Annotated in this window: 21 protein-coding genes; 12 read left to right on the top strand and 9 right to left on the bottom strand. The window is 72.2% G+C overall.

The annotated features are described in order from the left end of the window. The first annotated feature begins 243 nt into the window (after positions 1–243). Positions 244–1,053 carry a site-2 protease family protein gene (locus AB0H82_RS20810; RefSeq protein ID WP_362994715.1) on the top strand — a complete coding sequence of 270 codons (810 nt, stop codon included), beginning with the start codon at positions 244–246 and terminating at the stop codon, positions 1,051–1,053. Here the strand turns inward: AB0H82_RS20810 and AB0H82_RS20805 are convergent. From AB0H82_RS20805 to AB0H82_RS20795, 3 genes are all read right to left on the bottom strand, one after another. Beyond that, entirely contained in the window at positions 1,043–1,252 is a 210-nt protein-coding gene (locus tag AB0H82_RS20805; protein ID WP_362994713.1) for a hypothetical protein, read from the bottom strand. The two genes, AB0H82_RS20810 and AB0H82_RS20805, sit on opposite strands and share 11 nt — an antisense overlap. Before the next feature lie 92 nt (positions 1,253–1,344). After that, positions 1,345–2,061, bottom strand: a complete 717-nt coding sequence (npdG, locus tag AB0H82_RS20800; protein WP_362994711.1) for an NADPH-dependent F420 reductase — start codon at positions 2,059–2,061, stop codon at positions 1,345–1,347. Between the two features lie 49 nt (positions 2,062–2,110). Beyond that, positions 2,111–3,190: a sialidase family protein gene (locus tag AB0H82_RS20795; protein ID WP_362994710.1), complete on the bottom strand. Its 1,080-nt coding sequence runs from the start codon at positions 3,188–3,190 to the stop codon at positions 2,111–2,113. A gap of 79 nt (positions 3,191–3,269) precedes the next feature. Here AB0H82_RS20795 and AB0H82_RS20790 point away from each other — a divergent pair, with 79 nt between their 5' ends. Beyond that, positions 3,270–3,872 (top strand): hypothetical protein, encoded by a 603-nt coding sequence (locus AB0H82_RS20790; protein WP_362994708.1) that lies wholly within the window; start codon positions 3,270–3,272, stop codon positions 3,870–3,872. 76 nt (positions 3,873–3,948) lie between these two features. After that, complete coding sequence (locus tag AB0H82_RS20785) at positions 3,949–5,229, top strand: MFS transporter (protein ID WP_362994706.1); 1,281 nt, start codon at positions 3,949–3,951, stop codon at positions 5,227–5,229. Between the two features lie 99 nt (positions 5,230–5,328). Here the strand turns inward: AB0H82_RS20785 and AB0H82_RS20780 are convergent, their stop codons facing one another. Continuing rightward, entirely contained in the window at positions 5,329–5,556 is a 228-nt protein-coding gene (locus tag AB0H82_RS20780; protein ID WP_362994705.1) for a hypothetical protein, read from the bottom strand. 80 nt (positions 5,557–5,636) lie between these two features. Here AB0H82_RS20780 and map point away from each other — a divergent pair, with 80 nt between their 5' ends. Both map and AB0H82_RS20770 read left to right on the top strand, forming a co-directional pair. After that, the gene (gene map, locus AB0H82_RS20775) at positions 5,637–6,494 is read left to right on the top strand and encodes a type I methionyl aminopeptidase (protein ID WP_362994703.1); all 858 of its coding nucleotides are present in this window, start codon (positions 5,637–5,639) and stop codon (positions 6,492–6,494) included. Positions 6,495–6,640: 146 nt separating this feature from the next. Next, entirely contained in the window at positions 6,641–7,318 is a 678-nt protein-coding gene (locus AB0H82_RS20770) for a biliverdin-producing heme oxygenase (protein WP_362994701.1), read from the top strand. A 95-nt stretch (positions 7,319–7,413) separates the two neighbouring features. Here AB0H82_RS20770 and AB0H82_RS20765 read toward each other — a convergent pair whose 3' ends face one another. From AB0H82_RS20765 to AB0H82_RS20755, 3 genes are read right to left on the bottom strand one after another with little or no spacing between them, the layout of a single operon-like run. Further along, entirely contained in the window at positions 7,414–8,073 is a 660-nt protein-coding gene (locus tag AB0H82_RS20765; protein WP_362994699.1) for a PhzF family phenazine biosynthesis protein, read from the bottom strand. Between the two features lie 15 nt (positions 8,074–8,088). Further along, positions 8,089–9,588 (bottom strand): HtaA domain-containing protein, encoded by a 1,500-nt coding sequence (locus AB0H82_RS20760; protein ID WP_362994697.1) that lies wholly within the window; start codon positions 9,586–9,588, stop codon positions 8,089–8,091. Between the two features lie 52 nt (positions 9,589–9,640). Further along, positions 9,641–11,071, bottom strand: a complete 1,431-nt coding sequence (locus AB0H82_RS20755) for an HtaA domain-containing protein (protein ID WP_362994695.1) — start codon at positions 11,069–11,071, stop codon at positions 9,641–9,643. A 91-nt stretch (positions 11,072–11,162) separates the two neighbouring features. Between AB0H82_RS20755 and AB0H82_RS20750 the strand changes: the two genes are divergently transcribed. From AB0H82_RS20750 to AB0H82_RS20725, 6 genes are all read left to right on the top strand, one after another. Further along, on the top strand, positions 11,163–12,179 hold the full coding sequence (locus tag AB0H82_RS20750) for an ABC transporter substrate-binding protein (protein WP_362994693.1): 1,017 nt from the start codon (positions 11,163–11,165) through the stop codon (positions 12,177–12,179). A 23-nt stretch (positions 12,180–12,202) separates the two neighbouring features. After that, the gene (locus tag AB0H82_RS20745) at positions 12,203–13,270 is read left to right on the top strand and encodes an iron ABC transporter permease (protein ID WP_362994735.1); all 1,068 of its coding nucleotides are present in this window, start codon (positions 12,203–12,205) and stop codon (positions 13,268–13,270) included. Further along, entirely contained in the window at positions 13,267–14,118 is an 852-nt protein-coding gene (locus AB0H82_RS20740; protein WP_362994691.1) for a heme ABC transporter ATP-binding protein, read from the top strand. Before AB0H82_RS20745 ends, AB0H82_RS20740 begins: the two co-directional genes overlap by 4 nt. 71 nt (positions 14,119–14,189) lie before the next feature. Then, positions 14,190–15,011 (top strand): FTR1 family protein, encoded by an 822-nt coding sequence (locus tag AB0H82_RS20735; protein WP_362994689.1) that lies wholly within the window; start codon positions 14,190–14,192, stop codon positions 15,009–15,011. Between the two features lie 10 nt (positions 15,012–15,021). After that, complete coding sequence (locus AB0H82_RS20730) at positions 15,022–15,360, top strand: hypothetical protein (RefSeq protein ID WP_362994687.1); 339 nt, start codon at positions 15,022–15,024, stop codon at positions 15,358–15,360. A gap of 85 nt (positions 15,361–15,445) precedes the next feature. Continuing rightward, positions 15,446–16,432, top strand: coding sequence for a hypothetical protein (locus AB0H82_RS20725; RefSeq protein WP_362994685.1), 987 nt, complete (start codon positions 15,446–15,448; stop codon positions 16,430–16,432). Positions 16,433–16,456: 24 nt separating this feature from the next. Here AB0H82_RS20725 and AB0H82_RS20720 read toward each other — a convergent pair whose 3' ends face one another. After that, positions 16,457–17,194 (bottom strand): bifunctional DNA primase/polymerase, encoded by a 738-nt coding sequence (locus AB0H82_RS20720; RefSeq protein WP_362994684.1) that lies wholly within the window; start codon positions 17,192–17,194, stop codon positions 16,457–16,459. Between the two features lie 168 nt (positions 17,195–17,362). Between AB0H82_RS20720 and AB0H82_RS20715 the strand changes: the two genes are divergently transcribed. Continuing rightward, positions 17,363–18,208 carry a glycerophosphodiester phosphodiesterase gene (locus AB0H82_RS20715; protein ID WP_362994682.1) on the top strand — a complete coding sequence of 282 codons (846 nt, stop codon included), beginning with the start codon at positions 17,363–17,365 and terminating at the stop codon, positions 18,206–18,208. Here the strand turns inward: AB0H82_RS20715 and AB0H82_RS20710 are convergent. After that, positions 18,180–18,827 carry a TetR/AcrR family transcriptional regulator gene (locus tag AB0H82_RS20710; RefSeq protein WP_362994680.1) on the bottom strand — a complete coding sequence of 216 codons (648 nt, stop codon included), beginning with the start codon at positions 18,825–18,827 and terminating at the stop codon, positions 18,180–18,182. The two genes, AB0H82_RS20715 and AB0H82_RS20710, sit on opposite strands and share 29 nt — an antisense overlap. Between the last annotated feature and the right edge of the window lie 161 nt (positions 18,828–18,988).

The following is an 18,988-nucleotide window of genomic DNA, read 5'->3' as shown; positions in this document are numbered from 1 at the left end:
CCGCAGCCGCAAACGCGCCGGAGGGGACGTGGGGGTATGTGCGAACGGAGCACCGAGCACACATCGGCGTCTTTGTCCGTGTGACGCGGCGCAGGGATGGCGAGTACGCACATACCCCCGCGGCCCCGCCCCACAACCGAAGCAAAGGCGCGGCAGGAACCGACCCCCCGCACCGGCCGTTGTCACCGCACGGACCCGATAGCGTCGGCACCCCAGGCCGTCGGACTCCAGGAGCACCGCCCCATGACCACCGCCCCCATCCGCCGCAGCGACCGGCGGATCAGCCCCGTCTTCCTGGGGATCGCCGCCGTCACGGCAGTCTCCGGCTGGGCCGCCTGGACCGGCTTCGCGGACAACGCCGGGCTCGCCGTCTTCCTCTTCGTGACGGCCGCCTGGATCGTCTCGCTCTGCCTGCACGAGTACGCGCACGCGCGCACCGCCCTGCACAGCGGCGACATCTCCATCGGCGCGAAGGGTTACCTCACCCTCAACCCGCTCAAGTACACGCACGCCCTGCTCAGCATCGTGCTGCCGGTGCTTTTCGTGATCATGGGCGGCATCGGCCTGCCCGGCGGCGCCGTCTTCATCGAGCGGGGCAGGATCCGGGGCCGCTGGAAGCACAGCCTCATCTCGGCGGCAGGACCGCTGACGAACGTGGCGTTCGCCGTCGTGTGCACCGCGCCGTTCTGGCTGGACGCCCTGGACGGCGTGCCCGACACGTTCCGCTACGCGCTCGCGTTCCTCGCCCTGCTCCAGGTGACCGCCGCGATCCTGAACTCCCTGCCCATCCCGGGCCTGGACGGCTACGGCGTGATCGAGCCCTGGCTCTCGCACCGGATCCGCCGCCAGGTGGAGCCGTTCGCGCCGTTCGGCCTCATCGCGGTCTTCGCCGTGCTGTGGATCCCGGAGATCAACCACGCGTTCTTCGACGCCGTCGACGCGATCCTCCGCGCCCTCGGCGTCAGCGAGTGGGACACCTACTGGGGCCAGGACCTGTACCGCTTCTGGCAGACCTCGGAGGAGGTTCCCCCGGCAGCGGGAGTCAGTGCGTAGTGGGGGACGCGGACGTCGCGGCAGCCGCCGCGTCCCGCTCCAGCTTGGCCCGCCGCAGGTAGAACCACGCCATGTTCGACGAGAGCCCCGCGAGCAGCACCCACACGACACCGAGCCAGCTGCCCTGCACGAAGGAGATCACGGCCGCGGCGACGGCGAGGGCGCAGACGACGAGGGCGTACACGGCGAGGCGGGGCATGGGGGACGACTCCTGTCCGGTGAAGCTGACGGCGTACGCATGCGCGTACGCAACCAGTGTCCCCCATGCCCGCCCCCGCCCCGCACGGGTCCCTACACGTCCGTGACGCGCAGCCCCGCGTGCGCCTTGTAGCGCCGGTTGACGGAGATCAGGTTGGCGACCAGGGACTCCACCTGGTGGGCGTTGCGCAGCCGTCCGGCGAAGACGCCGCGCATGCCGGGGATGCGGGCGGCGAGCGCCTGGACCGCGTCGGTGTCGGCGCGGCGCTCGCCCAGCACCATCACGTCGGTGTCGATCTCCTCGACGTCCGCGTCCTGGAGGAGGACGGCGGACAGATGGTGGAAGGCGGCGGTGACGCGCGAGTCGGGGAGCAGCGCGGCGGCCTGCTCGGCCGCGCTGCCCTCCTCGGGCTTGAGGGCGTACGCGCCCTTCTTGTCGAAGCCGAGCGGGTTCACGCAGTCGACGACGAGCTTGCCGCTCAGCTCCTCGCGCAGGGATTCCAGGGTCTTTGCGTGTCCCTCCCACGGCACGGCGACGATCACGATGTCGCTGCGCCGCGCGCACTCCGCGTTGTCGGCGCCCTCGACGCCGAGGCCCAGCTCGTCGGCGGCGGCCTGCGCCCGCTCCGCCGCGCGGGAGCCGATGATCACCTTCTGCCCGGCGCGGGCGAGCCGGTAGGCGAGGCCGCGCCCCTGGTCACCGGTGCCGCCGAGGACACCGATGACGAGCCCGGACACGTCGGGCAGCTCCCACGGGTCCTTGGCGGGGGCCTTCGCGGGAGCGTTCTGCGCACTGTCTGTAGAGGTCATGGGGCGACCTTACGCACCGGTTCCGCACCCGGTGATCACCGGTCATCGGCTACCCGGCGAGTTCCGCCACCGGTATCCGGCGGAACGAGATGGTCTCGTAGGCGCTGAAGTCCCCCGTCTCGTAGAGGAGCCCGACGGTCTCCTCGTCGATCCGTACGAGATCGGAGTACGCGGCCGGCAGCCCGTCGACCGTGTGGGCGGTCCGCCAGGTGGTGCCGCCGTCGGTGGACCGGCGCACGGTCATCAGCGCGCGGAAGGCGGGGTCGGCGGGGCCGGAGAACAGCAGCACGTCGGGGTCGCGCAGTTGCAGGACGCTGCATTCGACGACGGGTCCGGTGAGCGAGGCCTGCGGGCGGAACGGCTTGACGAGGCTCCGGCCGCCGTCGCGCGAGTGGGCGTCGGCGCGGTTGCCGGGTGCCGGGGAGTCGTTGCGGGTGTTGAGGTACAGGCGCCCGTCGGGGAGTTCGGCGGCGGTGGTCTCGTTGACGTTGATGTAGCCGTTGACGTTGTCGTCGACGTAGCCGATCCGCCAGGTGGCGCCGCCGTCGTCGCTCAGCAGGCAGTGCCCGCCGTTGTACTTGCCCTCGGTGCCGTTGTCGGTGCCGGTGGGCGGCAGGGAGTGGTTGGCGGGGACGACGACGCGGCCCGTGGTGAGCTGCACGGCGTGCCCGGGCGTGGTCGCGTACCACCGCCAGTTCGTCCGCTTCACCTGGCCGGTGATCTCGCGCGGCGCCGTCCAGGTGAGGCCGTCGTCGTCGCTGTGCTGCACCCAGACGCGGCGTCCGTCGGCCGCGGAGACCTTGCCGCGGCGGATGGCGTCCTCGGTGGCCGCGGCGGCGTTGCGGACGTGGACGAGGAGGACGCGCCCGGTGTCGAGGACGACGGGCGCGGGGTTGCCCGCGAGGTCGGCGCCGTTCTTGCCGACGATCTGGAGCGGGCCCCAGGTGCGGCCGCCGTCGGCGGAGCGCTTGAGGACGATGTCGATGTTGCCGAAGTCCTCCGAGGAGCCGACGCGGCCCTCGCAGAAGGCGAGGACGGTGCCGGAGGCCGTGGTGACGACGGCCGGGATGCGGAAGCTCGCGTATCCCTCGCGGCCCGCGCGGAAGGGAACAGACGTCTCATAAGTCATTCCCCGCGCCTCCCCAGCCCGGGGGAATTCCCGGTGAACTCCCGGTGACGACTGGCATGTTGGGGCAGGATGCGTCGCCATGGACGCCGTACGGGTCGCGCTGCTGCGCGAAGTGCTCGCCGGGACCGAGTGGCTCGGCGCCACCCGCCGCTTCGCGGGGACGCTGCGCTCCTCCGTCGTGCCGCACGGCGGCGGCCTCCTGCTCGTGGGCACGGCGGCGTACGAGCCGTGGCACCTGGCCGCGCACCTGGTCGACGAGGCGGCCTGGTCGGGCACGCCGGAGCTCACCCCGACGCTCGTACGGCACCGGGTGCGCGCCACCGATCCGGCGCATCTGTCGACCGGGCTCGGCCGGATCGAGGCGGCGCGGCGCGGCGAGACGCTGCTCGTCGTGGCGCCGGACGCACCGGACCCGGAGCTGCTCACGCGGGTGCACGACGCGCGGCGCGCGGGGGCGACGGTGCTCGCGCTCGACTCCGGCGACCGGGATCTGGGTGCCCTGTCGCACGAGGCGCTGACGGTGCCCGGGACGACCGACCTCGACCTCGACACGGTCCAGCACCTGGTGAGTGCGGCGGCCGGGGAGAACGCGCTGCCGGAGGCGCGGGGCCGCAGGCGGCTGCGCGACCGGCTGTCCCGCCTCGCCGACCAGCTGACGTCGCCACCGCCGACGCGCTGGTGACGTGGTGACACCGGGCGGTCACTCGTGACGTTATTCGGTTGCCCGCGGCACCGGCCTGCGCTGAACATGGCTTTTCGTGCCTCTCTCCGCGATACTGCCCGACCTCTCGCCCTGGCGATCCACCCGTGACTTCCGGCTGCTGTGGATCCAGGGGCTCGTCACGTACTTCGGCAGTTTCATGGCGATGGTGGCCCTGCCGCTGCAGATCAAGGAGCTGACGGACTCGCCGGTCGCGGTAGGGGCGATGGGCGCGGTCGAGCTGGTGCCGCTGATCGTCTTCGGGCTCTACGGCGGCGCGCTCGCCGACGCGGTGGACCGGCGCAAGGTGATCCTCCTCACCGAGGCGGCGCTGGGCCTGCTGGCCGCGATCCTGCTGGTGAACGCGCTGCTGCCCGATCCGATGCTGTGGCCGCTGTACGTGGTGGCGGCGGGCGTCTCCGCCCTCGCCGGCCTGCAGCGCCCCGCGCTCGACTCGCTCATGGCGCGGATCGTGCCGCACCACCAGCTGACGGCGGCCGCCGCGCTGAACTCCCTGCGCTGGAACGTGGGGGCCATCGCGGGCCCCTCGCTCGCCGGCCTCGTCGTGGCGTACGCCGGGCACGCGTCCGCGTACGCGATCACGATCGGCTGCTTCGCGGTCTCGGTCCTCCTCTGCACCCGCCTCTCCCCCGCGCCCGCCGCGCACGACGCGGCGAAGCCGTCGCTGAAGGGCCTGGCGGAGGGGGCGCGGTACGCGTGGTCGCGGCCGGTGCTGCTCGGTACGTACGCGATCGACATGGCGGCGATGTTCTTCGCCTTCCCGAACACGATCTTCCCGTTCCTCGCGGACGACCTGGACGCGGAGTGGGCGCTCGGCCTGATGTACGCGGCCGGGGCGGTCGGCTCGCTCATGTTCAGCCTCACCAGCGGGTGGACGTCGCGGGTGCGGCGGCACGGGCTGCTCGTGATCTTCGGGGCGGCGGGCTGGGGCCTCGCGGTCACGGCGGCGGGGTGGTTCGGCAACATCTGGGTGGTGCTCGCCTGCCTCGCGTTCGCCGGCGCGGGCGACATGGCGAGCGGCCTCGGCCGCTCCACCATCTGGAACCAGACGATCCCGGACGAGCTGCGGGGCAGGCTCGCCGGGATCGAGGTCCTCTCGTACAGCGTGGGCCCGCAGCTCGGCCAGGTCCGCGCGGGCGCGGCGGCGGGCTGGACGGGCACCCGGCCCGCCATCTGGTCGGGCGGCCTGGCCTGCGTGGCCTCGGTCGGCATCCTGGCGGCGGTACTGCCGAGGCTCGTCTCGTACGACGCGACGACGGATCCGGACGCGGAACGCCGCCGCAGCGGCGGAATCAAACAGCCGGAGACGACGGGATAGAAGGGCGGGCGGGTGGGGAAAACGCCGCGAAGCGGCGACGCGGCGCCCGCAGGCGCAGGGCGCACCCCCTACCCGCCCCGCGCCGGGCCGACCGCGGGGTCACTCGTCCTCGCCCCGCGCAGCGGAATCGTGCCACCGCGGGTCGTTCTCCCACTCAAGGTTCCGCTCCTGAGCGGTCCGCATCGCGTGCTCCGCGTCCTGGCGCGAGGCGTAGGGCCCCATGCGGTCCTTGCCGGGGCAGTCGGGCCCCTCCTCGACCTTCCCGTGCTCCAGGCAGTAGAACCACTCGCCCGGCTTGCCGACGGTCCGCTTCTTGAACAGCGCCATGCCCCGCTCCTTCCGTCCCCGATTCGGGTCACGTTCTCTGAGGCCATGCTGCCCCACGACGGCTGGCTAGACTCGCTGGCATGTCTGGCCAGTCACTGCTCGTCCCAGGGGAGCTCTCTCCCATCCGTTCCGTACCCGGCAACATCAGGCGCCCCGAGTACGTCGGGAAACCCGCGCCGACCCCGTACACGGGGCCCGAGGTGCAGACCCCCGAGACCATCGAGCTGATGCGTACCGCGGGCCGCATCGCCGCCCGCGCCATGGAAGAGGCCGCGAAGCACATCGCGCCCGGCGTGACCACCGACGAGCTGGACCGCGTCGCGCACGAGTACATGTGCGACCACGGCGCCTACCCCTCGACGCTCGGCTACCGCGGCTTCCCGAAGTCGCTGTGCAGCTCCGTCAACGAGGTCATCTGCCACGGCATCCCGGACTCGACCGTCCTGAACGACGGCGACATCATCAACCTCGACGTGACGGCCTACATCGGCGGCGTGCACGGCGACAACAACGCCACGTACCTGGTCGGCGACGTCGACGACGAGTCCAGGCTGCTCGTCGAGCGGACCCGGGAGTCGCTGAACCGCGCCATCAAGGCCGTCAGGCCCGGCCGCCAGATCAACATCATCGGCCGGGTCATCGAGTCGTACGCCAAGCGCTTCGGTTACGGCGTGGTCCGCGACTTCACCGGCCACGGCATCAACACGTCCTTCCACTCCGGCCTGATCGTCCCGCACTACGACAGTCCGCACGCCACGACCGTCATCCAGCCCGGCATGACGTTCACGATCGAGCCGATGCTGACGCTCGGTACGTACGAGTACGACATGTGGGAGGACGGCTGGACCGTCGTCACCAAGGACCGGAAGCGGACCGCTCAGTTCGAGCACACGCTCGTGGTGACGGAGACCGGGGCGGAGATCCTCACGCTGCCCTGAACGGGAGGTTCCGCGGGACGGGAGCGGGTAAGTCTTTTACCGACAGGGTGTCGGGAACCGGTTGACTTAGGTAAGCCTAACTTGCATGATCTGCAAGGGACACCGGTTTCCGCCATCCCGTCCTTCCCGGCTCCCTGGAGGTCTACATGGGCACCCCGCTCAAGCCGCTCACGCCCTTCTCGACGGTCATCCGCACCGCGTCGCACGAGCAGCACACCGAGGCCGAGACCTCGACCTTCATGAGCGACCTCCTCGGCGGCAGGCTCGGCGTCGACGCGTACACGCGCTACACCGAGCAGCTGTGGTTCGTGTACCGCGCCCTGGAGGACGGCGCGCAGGCGCTGCGCGAGGACCCCGTCGCGGGACCGTTCATCCAGCCGGAGCTGAACCGCGTGAGCGAGCTGGAGCGCGACCTCACGCACCTGCGGGGCGCGGACTGGCGCGACGGCCTCACCCCGCTGCCCGCCACGGAGGCGTACGCGGCCCGGGTCGCGGAGTGCGCGCGCACCTGGCCCGGCGGCTATGTCGCCCACCACTACACGCGCTACCTCGGCGACCTCTCCGGCGGCCAGATCATCCGCGGCAAGGCCGAGCAGACCTGGGGCTTCGCCCGCAAGGGCGACGGCGTGCGGTTCTACGTCTTCGAGGGGATCGCCAACCCGGCCGCGTTCAAGCGGGGCTACCGCGAACTGCTCGACGGGATCGACGAGGTGGTCACGGACGACCTGGAGAAGCGGCGGATCGTCGACGAGTGCAAGGTCGCTTTCGCTTTGAATACGGCGGTCTTCCGTGAGCTCGGGGAGGAGTTTCCGCTCAGCGCCTGACGGGGCACCGCCGCGGGGGCTCTGCCCCCGGGCCCCCACTCCTCAAACGCCGGAGGGGCTGAAAATACTCAGGGCGCCGGAGGGGCTGAAAATACTCAAGTGCCGGAGGGGCTGGACAGCCGGACGCGTCCCCCGACCTCGATCAAGCCCCCCGGCCCCGGTGCCGTCAGGATCTGTGAGCCGCGGCCCTGTGTGATGTTGAGGGCGCGGCTCAGTTCGTGGGTGAGGAGGAGCGCCGCCGCGCCCGTCGCCTCGTCCTCGTCGATGCCGTCGTCCCGCCCGGGGAAACCCCTCGCCCGTACGCGCCCCGCCGCCTCGTCCTGCCAGGCCCAGGCGTACACCCACTCCCCCGGCGGCGGCACGTCGAGCGCGTCGACCTCCGCCGCCGTCCCGTACTGCCGCAGCGTCCTCGGCGGCGCCCAGTCCGCGCGTGCCGCGATCCAGCTGAACTCGCCGTCGTAGCGCGCCTCCACCACCCCCGCGGGTGTCACCAGCTCCGGCACGTCGAGGAGCCAGGCCGTGCCGACGCAGGGGTGGCCGGCGAAGGGCAGCCTCAGCGTCGGCGTGTAGATGTCGATGACGCCACGCTCGGGGTCGTCGACGAACACCGTCTCGCTGAAGCCGAGTTTGCCGGCGTACGCCTGGCGGTCCGCCAGGACGGGCATGCGGGCCCCGTCGCGCACGACACCGAGTTCGTTGCCGTGCCGACCGTCGGGCCCGCAGAAGACGCGGAGGACGTCGAAGGGTTCAGTCATCCGCGCATTCAAGCATCACACCGCTTCGGCGCTCCCCCGCCGCCGGGCCACGACGACCGCGCCCGCACCCGCCGCGAGCGCCACGCCCGCCACGCCGAGCAGCGCGGTGGAGGGGGTGGAGGAGCCGGTGTCCGCCAGCGAACCCGAGCCGCCGACGGAACCGCCGCCGCCCACGGATCCGGACCCGGCCACGGGACCGGAGTCGGAGTCGGGGGCCGTCGTTCCCGTAGCGCCACCGGTCGGGAGTACGGCGCCCGCCGAGGAGGACAGCGCGACCGTCACCGGGTCGAGCTTCTCGCCCGGCCGGTACGGGGAGCCGGTCGTGTCGTTGGCGAACTGCTTCGCGCCCGCCGCCGTCAGGGTCGCGGGCACCTTGTCGAGCAGCACGACGTCGTTCTTCGCCCGGTACGAGACGCCGGAGAGGTCGAGCGCGGCGAACTTCACGTCGTTGTTGGTGCCCTGGGGCGTGGTGACGTCGGCGAGCAGGGTGCCCTTGGCACCGTTCGCCCGCACCTTGAGGTCGCTGAACTTCATGTCGATGCCGTGCGCCTTGTACGTGAAGCGGACGCTGCCGCCGAAGGAGGCGTCGATCTTCTTGGCGGCGGAGTCCAGGTCCGCCTTGGCGTACGGGAAACGGTAGCCGTTGGAGATCTTCTTGGCACCGCCCGCGACGGTCGCCTTCCCACCGGTGGATATGTACTTCCGGAAGCTCTCCTTCAGCCCCCAGGAGAGGCGGCCGTCGACGACATCACCCGTGGCCTTCTGCGAGGTGGTGGGCTTCGGGGCCTTGTCGGGCCCGGACGGGCTGGTCGGCTTCTGCGTGGGCTTGCGCGTCGGCTTTTGCGTGGGCTTCTGGGTCGGCTTCTGTGTGGGCTCTTCGGTCACCGGGCCGCCCGCCGTCACCGTGAGCGTGGCCGGGTCGAGCTTCTCGCCCGCCTCGTACATGCCGTTGAACGCCTTCGCGCCGTCCGCGGTCAGCGCCGCCGGGATGTCCTTGAAGACCATCGCGCCGCCCTCGCCCTGCCCCGGCCTGACCGTGCTCAGGTCCAGGGACGCGAGGTCGATGTCGTTCTGGACGGCGCCGTTCAGGGTCACGTCGGCCTGGATGGCGCCGGTCCTGCCCTGGGTGCGGACCTTGACGTCGGTGATGCCGATGTCGAAGCGGTGGAGGGTGGAGGTGAAGCGGACGCTGCCCTTGAAGGCTGTGTCGGTGGCGTGCGTCCCGGTGTCATACGTCCCCTTGCCGCCCGAGAACGTGAACACCCCGTTGCCAGCGGCCTGTTGGGCGCCGTCCTTGGCCTCGATCTTGCCGTGGGCCATGCCCGTGACGTACTTGCGGAAGGACTCCTTCAGGCCCCACTGGAGCGTGCCGTCCTTGAGCTCCAGCTTCGGCGGGGCGGCCGTGCCGGTGTCGGCGGCGACCGCCGGCAGCGTGAGGGCGCTCGCGCCCAGGGCGACGGCGGTCGCGACGGCTGCCGCGAGGACGGTGGGACGACGGGTGGCGGTGGCGGCCATGGTCAGGCTTCTCCTTGAGAGGGGGGAGGAGGGGCGGGCGACGGTGAGGCGGTCAGGCGTCGGGGGTGTCAGCGGTGTCCGTCGCCGCGCGCTTCTTGCGTACGACTCCGAAGGCGACCGCCGCGGCGAGCAGCACCGCGACGCCGGCGCCCGCACCGATCGGGACGGCGTTCGACGAGGAGTCGGAGGACTTGGAGGACTTGGAGGCGTTCTCGGATGTGGGTGCCTCGGACTTCGCAGGCGATGAGGCCTTCGCGGACGAGCCGAGGTCCGGCAGCGCGGGGAGTTCCGCGTCGGCGTCGAGGGCGACGGCGAGCGAGAGCGGGTCCATGGCGGCGCCCGCCTTGTACATGCCGCCGAACGCCTTGGCGCCCTCGGCGGTGAGCTTCGACGGGACCTCGGTGAGGGAGACCAGGCCGTCCTTCGGCCGCAGCTCCTTTGCCGCGAAGGTGATCAGCGGGGCGTTCTTCAGGGTGGTGCCGCGGTCGCCCTTGCCGTCGACGTCCGCGGTGAGCGTGCCCTTGCCGTCATCGACCTCGACGGCGACCCCGGAGAGCGTCAGGTCGAGGCCGTGCGCGCCGGTGAAGCGGACCGCCCCCGCGAAGTCCGCGGTGAGGGTGCCCTTCTTCTCGTCGTACGTCCCCTTGCCCCGGGGGAAGCGGAAGAGCGCGCCTCCGTCCTGGGCGCCGGCGGACAGCTTCCACTCGCCCTTGGCGATGGGCCCGGTGACGTACTCGCGGAAGGTGCGGCGCACGCCCCAGTCGACGGCGGCGTCCTCGATGCGGCCCGCCCCGGTCTTCTTTCCGGCCTTCTTCTCGCTCTCCTTCTCGCTCTTCTTCGGAGCCTTCTCGGCGACGAGGTCCGTCGACAGGCTCACCGGGTCGAGGGCGGTGCCCGCCGTGTAGTACCCGGCGAATGCCTTGGCGCCCTGTGAAGTGAGCTTCGCGGGGAGGTTGTTGAGGGCGATCGGTCCGGTGCCGCCCTTCATGTTGATGCCGGAGACGTCGAGCGAGGCGAGCGGCACCTGCGCGGTCCTGGTGACCTTGCCGGTGCCCTTCGCCTTGCTGACCATGTCGGCGTAGAGCGTTCCGGAACCGCCGGAGACCTTCACCGTGGGGCGGCTGATCGTGAGGTCGAGCTCGTACGAGCCGCCCTTCTTGTGCCCGGTGAAGCGCACTCCGCCCGAGAATCCCGCGCCGAACACCCCGCTGTCGGGGTCGTACGAGCCCTTCGCCGAGTGGAATCGGAACCGGCTGCCGCCGACGGTGGCGGCGCCGCCGAGGAGCGTCGAAGCGCCCTGGGCGATGGGCCCTGTGACGTAGCTCTGGAAGGAGGATTTGATGCCCCAGTCGAGCCGCCCGCCCTGGACCGTGCGCTCTTCGGCGTGCGCGGTGGCCGCCGGGAGCAGCGCTCCGACGAGTGCGGTGAGCACGGCCACGGCTCCGGCGCGAGCGGTGGCGCGCGCCTGTCCGGACGACGGCATGGGACCCCTCCAGGTCTGGCGAATTTAGGTAAGGCTAACCTAAACTACGATCGCTTCAGACTGGAACCCCTAGACAGGACGGTGGACTTCGGTGCCTACGCCGCGCTCACTCCGTACCGCCGCCGCATGGGCCGCCGTGCTCGCCCTCGGCCTCACCGGATGCGCGACGCCGGACGACGCCGCAACCGACGCACCCGGCGCACCCCGTGCGTCCCGCGCACCCGACCGGGTCGAGCCCCTGAAGGCGAAACCGGAACCCGTGCTCCCCACCACCGTCACCTCCGCCGACGGCCACAAGGTGACCGTGCGGAACGCCGACCGGATCGTGCCGCTCACCGGCAGCCTCAACGAGATCGTCTTCGCCCTGGGGCTCGGCGAGAAGGTCGTCGCCCGCGACATCACCGCCACCTTCGAGCAGGCGAGGAAGCTGCCCGTGGTGACCCGCGCGCACGACGTCTCGGCGGAGAGCCTGCTCTCGCTCGAACCGACCGTCGTCCTCGCGGACACCACCACCGGGCCCGCCGAGGCCATCGACCAGATCCGTGACGCGGGCGTCCCCCTCGTCGTCCTCGACCCCGCGAAGAGCCTCGACGACGTGGGCCCACGCATCGAGGCGGTGGCCGGGGCGCTGGGCGTGCGGAAGGCGGGCGCCGAGCTGACGGAGCGTACGCGGCAGCGGATCGCGGCGGTCCGTGAGGACATCCCGGCGGAGCACCGGAAGAAGAAGCCGCGGGTCGCCTTCCTCTATCTGCGCGGCTCGGCCTCCGTCTATCTGCTGGGCGGGCGCGAGTCCGGCGCGAGTTCGCTCCTGGAAGCGGCGGGCGCGGTCGACGCGGGCAAGGAGTCCGGGCTGCGCAAGGACTTCACGGCGATCACGAGCGAGGCTCTCGCGAAGGCCGCGCCCGACGCGATCCTGGTGATGAGCAAGGGGCTCGCGTCGGTCGACGGCGTGGACGGGCTCCTCAAGGTACCGGGCGTCGCCGAGACCCCCGCGGGCCTGGACCGGCGCATCGTCTCCATCGACGACGGCGTGCTCCTCAACTACGGGCCGCGCACCGACCGGGTGCTGAAGTCGCTGGTGGAGCAGTTGTACGGGGACGCCGGGTGAGCGCGCTCGCCGAAACCACGGACGTGGCCGCTCCCTCGCCGCCCGAGGAGGCGCCCCGGACCCGCCGCGGCGCCGCCCTCCCGCTGACCGCGGGTCTCGCCGCCGCCCTCGTCCTGCTCTGTCTGCTCTCCGCCGGGACCGGCGCGTACGACATTCCCCTCGGCGACGTCGTCTCCTCCGTCCAGCACCGCGCGGGGCTCGGCGGGGCCGCGCTCGACCGGGTCGGCGAGAGCGTGCTGTGGAACGTGCGGCTGCCGCGCATCGTGCTCGCCCTCCTCGTCGGCGCCTCGCTCGGCTGCGCGGGCGCGCTGATGCAGGGCGTGTTCGGCAATCCGCTCGCCGAGCCCGGCGTCATCGGGATCTCGTCGGGCGCCGCGGTCGGCGCCGTCGCCTCCATCGCGCTCGGCCTCACCTTCTTCGGGAACTGGACCGTCACCGTCTGCGCGTTCGTCGCCGGGCTCGCGACCGTCCTGCTCGTGTACGCGATGTCGCGCGAAGGCGGCCGCACGGAGGTCGTCACGCTGATCCTCACCGGCATCGCCGTGAACGCCTTCGCGGGCGCCCTGATCGGTCTCTGCATCTTCTTCGCGGACAACGCGCAGATCAGCCAGATCACCTTCTGGCAACTCGGCTCGCTCGCCCAGGCGACCTGGCCGAAGGTCCTCGCCGTCCTGCCGTGCGCGCTCATCGGGCTCGCCGTCGCACCGCTGCACTCCCGGAAGCTGGACCTGCTCGCGCTCGGCGAGCGGCCCGCCCGGCATCTGGGCGTGGACGTGGAGCGGCTGCGGCTCGTGCTCGTCCTCGTGGTGGCCCTGCTGACCGCGGCCGCCGTGGCCGTCGCCGGGATCATCACCTTCGTCGGCCTCCTCGTGCCGCACCTGCTGCGGATGGCCGCGGGTCCCGGGCACCGCTTCCTCGTGCCCGGCAGCGCGCTCGGCGGAGCGCTGGTCCTCGTCGCCGCCGATCTGGCCGCGCGCACGGTGGCCGCGCCCGCCGAGCTGCCGCTGGGCGTGCTCACCGCGCTGTTCGGCAGCCCGTTCTTCTTCTGGCTGCTGCGCAGGACCCGTCGCAAGCAAGGTGGTTGGGCATGATCGGGCAGTTGGGCAGGAGGCTGTTCGCGGGACGGGATCGTGTCCCGCCCGCGGCCGCCGCTCCCGGGGACGTCCTCGCCGAGGCCGCGGGGCTGCGGGTGCGGCTCGGCGGGTGCGAGGTGCTGCGCGGGGTCTCGCTCGCCGCCCGCGCGGGCGAGGTGCTCGCCCTGGCAGGGCCCAACGGCGCGGGCAAATCCACCCTGTTGGCCGCGCTGGCCGCCGACCTCCCGGCCGACGAGGGCGTCGTACGCGTCTGCGGCCGGTCCGTACCCGACTGGTCCGCGCCCGAACTCGCCCTGCGCCGAGCCGTGCTGCCGCAGTCCGCGGCGCTCTCCTTCCCCTTCCCGGTGGCGGAGGTCGTACGGATGGGCCGCGCGCCCTGGGCAGGGACCCGGGCGGCGGACGACGACGACCGGGTGGTGCGCGAGTCGATGGCGGCCACCGAGGTGGACGGCTTCGCCGCGCGCCCCTTCTCCGCGCTCAGCGGCGGCGAGCGGGCCCGGGTCGCGCTGGCCCGCGTCCTCGCCCAGCGCGCCCCGCTGCTGCTGCTCGACGAGCCGACCGCCGCGCTCGACCTGCGCCACCAGGAGCTGGTGCTGCGCATCTGCCGGGAGCGGGCGGCCGCCGGTGACGCGGTCGTGGTGGTGCTGCACGACCTGGGTCTCGCGGCGGCGTACGCGGACCGGGTGGCGGTGCTGCGCGGCGGGACCGTCGCGGCGGAGGGCGCCCCCGGCGACGTGTTCGATGCGGCGCTGCTCTCCGAGGTGTACCGGCAGCCCGTCGAGGTGTTCCCGCACCCGCGCACGGGCGCCCCCGTGGTGGCGCCGCTCAGGGACGGCGTGCAGTAACGGGGAAAGGGGGCGCGGCTACTCTTCCGGTGGGGCGGGGCGGACTGTTCACCGGGGGAAGGCGTCGGCCGATGTACGACAACTATCTGATCGGGCTGCGCGACGGCCTGGAGGCCGGCGTGGTCTCCTGCCTGCTCCTCACCTCCGCCGCGAGGTCCGGGCGGCGGAACGCTCCGGCGCCCGTCCGGGCCGGCATCGGCGTCGCGGCGGCCCTCGCACTCGGCTTCGGCTGGGCGCTGACGTTCGGCTCGCAGGAGCTGACGCCCCGGGCGCGGGAGACGCTCGGCGGCATGCTGTCGCTCGCCGCCGTGGGCCTGCTGACGTGGGTGGTCCTTCGGGTGCGGCGCGCGGAGGCGCGGCACGTGCCGGCTCTGCTCGCGGTGACCGCGTTCCTGGCGGTGGGCCGGGAGGCGCTGGACACGGCCCTGTTCTTCTGGGCGTCGGCGCAGGCGTCGAGGGACGGTTCGCACGGGCCGCTGCTCGTCGTCGTCCTGGGCCTGCTCACCGCGCTCCTGCTCGTCGGGCTGCTCCGCCTGGGCGCGGCCCGTGTCGGCCCGGACCGGTTCCGCATCTGGTCCGGCGTCGCGCTGATCGTCGTGGCGGCGGGTTTCCTCGCGCACGGCGTGGACGCCTTGCAGGAGGCCGAACTCCTCGGCGGCTCGCGGAACGCGGCGTTCGACCTCGGTGGCGCCGTCCCGCCGGACAGCTGGTACGGCGCGCTCCTGGCAGGCGTCCTGAGCTTCCGCCCCGATCCGACGGTCCTTCAGGTCGTGGTCTGGCCGCTGTACGCGGTCCCCGCGCTGGCCCTGCTCGCGCGTGTGTCCCGCACCCCGTCACCCGGCTCGAACTCCCGTGCCTATGATCGTCGTTCACCAGTTGATCGACATCTCTGAGGATCCCCCCATGCGAACCTCCCGATTCGGGAAGAGCCTTGCCACGCTGACCGCGGCCACCGCCGTGGCGCTCGGCGCCTCGCTCGTGACGGCCCCCACCGCCTCCGCGGTCGGCGGCAGTGCCTGCACCAAGAACGTCAAGAACCACAACATGATGGTCATCAACGTGGGCGCCACCGCGTACTCGGGCCCCGGCACGAGCTACAGCAAGCGGAAGCGCCTGGAGTGGTTCGACAACGTCTATGTGCGTTGCTACACGGTGAAGCGCGGCACCCAGTGGTACTACGGCGACCTGCCGCGCACCAGCAAGCGCGGCTGGGTCGACGCGACGCTCCTCCAGGAGATCTGACCCGCACCCGCACACCCCTTCCGCACACCCCTTTTCCGGGCCCGATAAGGTTCGGGCCCGGGAAGGGGTAGGTGGAGGCATTCCGATGAGCAACGTTCGCAGGGTTCGCGGTCTCGGCCGGCCCGTCATGGTGTCGGCGGCGGTGACGGCCCTGGCGCTCACCGCGAGCGGCTGTGTGACCGTGCACGGGGAGCGGGAGATCGTCCCCTCGGCCACCAAGTCCGAGGCGGACCGCGCTCTCAGGGAGTTCCTCACCGCGTACAACAAGGCGGACAAGGCCTACGACCCGGCGCTTGACGCCGCCCGCATCACCGGCCCGCTGGGCGCCATCAACCAAGGTGGCCTGAAGTCCCGGCGCGTGCAGCATCCGGAGGGCAACCCGAAGCACGTGCCGCTGGAGCTCACGGACGTGTCGTACGCGATACCGAAGAAGGCCGGCTGGCCGCGCTGGTTCCTGGCGGACACCAAGGCCAACCGCCGCTCCGACCTGCGGTGGCTGTGGGTCTTCACGAAGAGCGGCCCCGACCAGCTGTGGCGGGCGACCTATCTGAACCTGGTGTCGCCGGAGAAGATGCCGAAGCTGAAGAAGGACGCCGACGGCTGGGCCGAGCCGGTGGGCCCCCGGGCGAAGGATCTCGCGCTGGCCCCGTCGGAGCTCGGCAAGGAGTACACGTCGTACCTCAAGTCGGGCGGTGACGCGTTCGCGCCGAGCGACCACACGTCGCGCTGGAAGGCGTACCGCGACCGGAACACCAAGCGGGCCGGCCTCGCCGTGCAGTACCTCGACGAGCCGGAGAACGCCGGCACGTTCGCACCGCTGGGGCTGCGCACCGAGGACGGTGGCGCGCTCGTCTTCTTCGCCACCCGCCACTACGAGAAGCAGACCGCGTTCAAGGGCCTCAGCCCGAAGGTCGACGCGGACGCGAAGGCGCTGCTCAAGGGCGAGGTGCGGCAGTCCCTGCTGCTCGACCGGGTCTCCAACCAGGTGGTCGTCGACCCCGAGAAGCCGAGCGGCGACAAGGTGGCGTTCCTCGGCCGCCTCCAGGGTCTGACGGGCGCGAAGGGCGAGTAGCCCCCGCGGGCGGAGCCACCCGGCTCAGCCCCGCAGCGGCCAGGCGGCGACGTCCTGCTGGGGCTCGCCCGCCACGCGCGCGCACTCGTCGGTGAGCGTCGCCAGGAGCGTCAGCGGGTCCGGCAGCGGATGCTCGGGGCCGCGGATCCAGCGCACCTCCCGGTCGTCGGGGAGCCGGGCGGGCGGCACCAGGACGTACGAACCGCGGCAGTGCCAGCGCAGGCCGGGGTGCTCGTCCATCGTCTCGGGGTGGCAGTCGAGCTCGCACGGCCACCACTCGTCCTCGTCCTCGGGGGTGCCGCGGGTCGCGGTGTAGAAGAGCAGCCGGCCCTGGCCGTTGCTGCCGCCCGACTCGGCGACGGGGCCCACCTCGATCCCGGCGGCGAGCAGCCGCTCAAGGGCTTCGAGCCCGGCGTCCAGCGGCACGTCGAGGACGTCGTGGACCATGCCGGTCGCGGTGATGAAGTTGGCCTGCGGCTGGTGGCGGGCCCACCGCTCGATCTGGCCGCGGTCCGTCGTGGACTGCGTCTGCCAGGCGAAGGAGACCGGGTGCCTGGCGGGGGTGGGACAGCCGATGCGGTCGCAGGAACATCGGTACCCCGACGGATACGCGGCCGGGGCGAGCGGCAGTCCGGCCGCCGCGGCGGCGAGGAGCAGCTCCTCGCGGGCCCGGTCATCCGCGGCCGTGTCCTTGGGGCGCCGGCGGAGCCACTGGGAGAATTTGCCCTGTCCGCCGGACCGGCTGCCGAACTCCGCGCCCATCTAGCCCCTCACCTCGCCGTTGTGCCGAAAGCATGACCCATGGTCCCACCATCCTGCGCCCCGGGGGGCCGGAGGCCACATCCGGGGTGGCCGGGGTATGCCCACCCCGGGATGACATAGCGCGTCTTTCCGGTGCAAGTTTGGATTTACCCGCCTACCGTGGTCGCCATGGTCATTAGGACTGTGCTGACGGGCCTCACGGCGCTGACCCTCACGGCACCGAACGGCTTCCTCGCCCCGATCGAGTGGGGCGGCGGGCCGCTGACCGTGGACGCGCTGCCCCGCGTGGTCTACACCGCGCACCGCGGCGGCGCCCTGGAGGTGCCGGAGAACAGCATGTCGGGCCTGCTGGCCGCCTATGAGCGCGGCACCGCCCAGGTCATCGACTTCGACACGCGGATACTGCGCGACGGGACGCCGGTGGTCATGCACGACGCCACCCTGGACCGCACCACGTACACGTCGGGGCCGGTGCGCCGCCTCGACCGGTGGGGCTGGCTCGCCGTGCGGCTGCGCCCCTCGGCGACGGTGCCGGGCCGCTGGCGCCCGGAGCGGCCGCCGACGGTCGCGGAGGTCCTCGACCGGTTCGGCGGGCGGATCATGCTGATGCTGGAGGCCAAGGATCCGAAGAGCCTGGAGCCGCTCGCCCGGCTGATCCGCGCCCGCGGTCTGACCCGGTCGGTCTTCGTGAACACCAACGACCCGGCGGTCGCCCGGCGCGCCCACCGCCTCGGCCTGCTGGCCCAGCTGTGGCGCTCGAAGGCGCAGATGCGGCGGGACCGCCCGAAGGAGTGGGCGTCGTTCGTGGACGTCCTGGACGTGGACTACAAGGCGCGCGACAGCGATCTGCTGCGCGCGGTGAACTCGGGCGTCCCCCGGGTGTGGGCGCACACGGTGACCACTCCGCAGCAGCGCGACCGGGTGCTGCGCCTCGGCTGCAACGGCGTGATCACGGACGCTCCCGGCCTGCTCTCGCGTACGCCGGTCAGGAAGCGGAGTACGGCCGGGGCGTGATGCCGTACAGCGCGTACTCGACGAGCTTGTCGGCGTAGGCGTGGGTGAGGGGGCCCGAGCGCATCAGCCAGCGCTGGGCGAGCGGGCTCGACCACAGTTCGAGGGCGATGCGGGGGTCGATGTCGGGCACGACGTGCCCCGCCTCGCGGGCCTGCTCCACCCGCTTCACGAACAGCTGGAGCTGCGGTTCCAGGAGCTTCTCGACGAACTCCGCGCCCAGCTCGGGGTTGAGCAGTCCCTCGGCGGCGAGCGCGCGGTAGGGGGCGTCGTACTTGGCGTCGTTGAACTCGTCGACCGTGGCGCGCATCACGTACTTGAGGTCGGCCTCCAGATCCCCGGTGTTCGGGATCTCGGTCTCGGTCTCCGTCTTCCCCGCGTTCTCACTGGCCTCCTTGGACGCCTGCTCGGCGAGGTCGAGGAAGGCGTCGAGCAGGACGGCTCCCTTCGACGCCCACCAGCGGTAGATCGTCTGCTTGCCGACGCCGGCGCGGGCCGCGATGGCCTCGATCGTCAGCTTCGCATAGCCGACCTCGCCGACGAGGGCGAGGGCTGCGTCGTAGATCGCGCGGCGCGAGCGTTCGCTGCGGCGCGTGGAGTCGGGGGCGGTCTTCTGGGCCATGCCGTCGAATGTAGCAGCGGCCGAACCGAGACGTACCGTCTAGACGAGACGAGACGTCTCGCCAGCGGAGGGTGCGCCGGACACCGCTCGCCCACACCCCGCCCGCCCCCGCCCGGCCCCACCCGTTCGGCCAATCTCGCAACCACCCGTTCGGTTCACTG

It is taken from the genome of Streptomyces sp. NPDC050732 (assembly GCF_040654255.1).
Taxonomy (GTDB): domain Bacteria; phylum Actinomycetota; class Actinomycetes; order Streptomycetales; family Streptomycetaceae; genus Streptomyces.
Note: the sequence above shows the minus strand (reverse complement) of the source record. Positions and strands in the feature narration are given on the sequence as shown.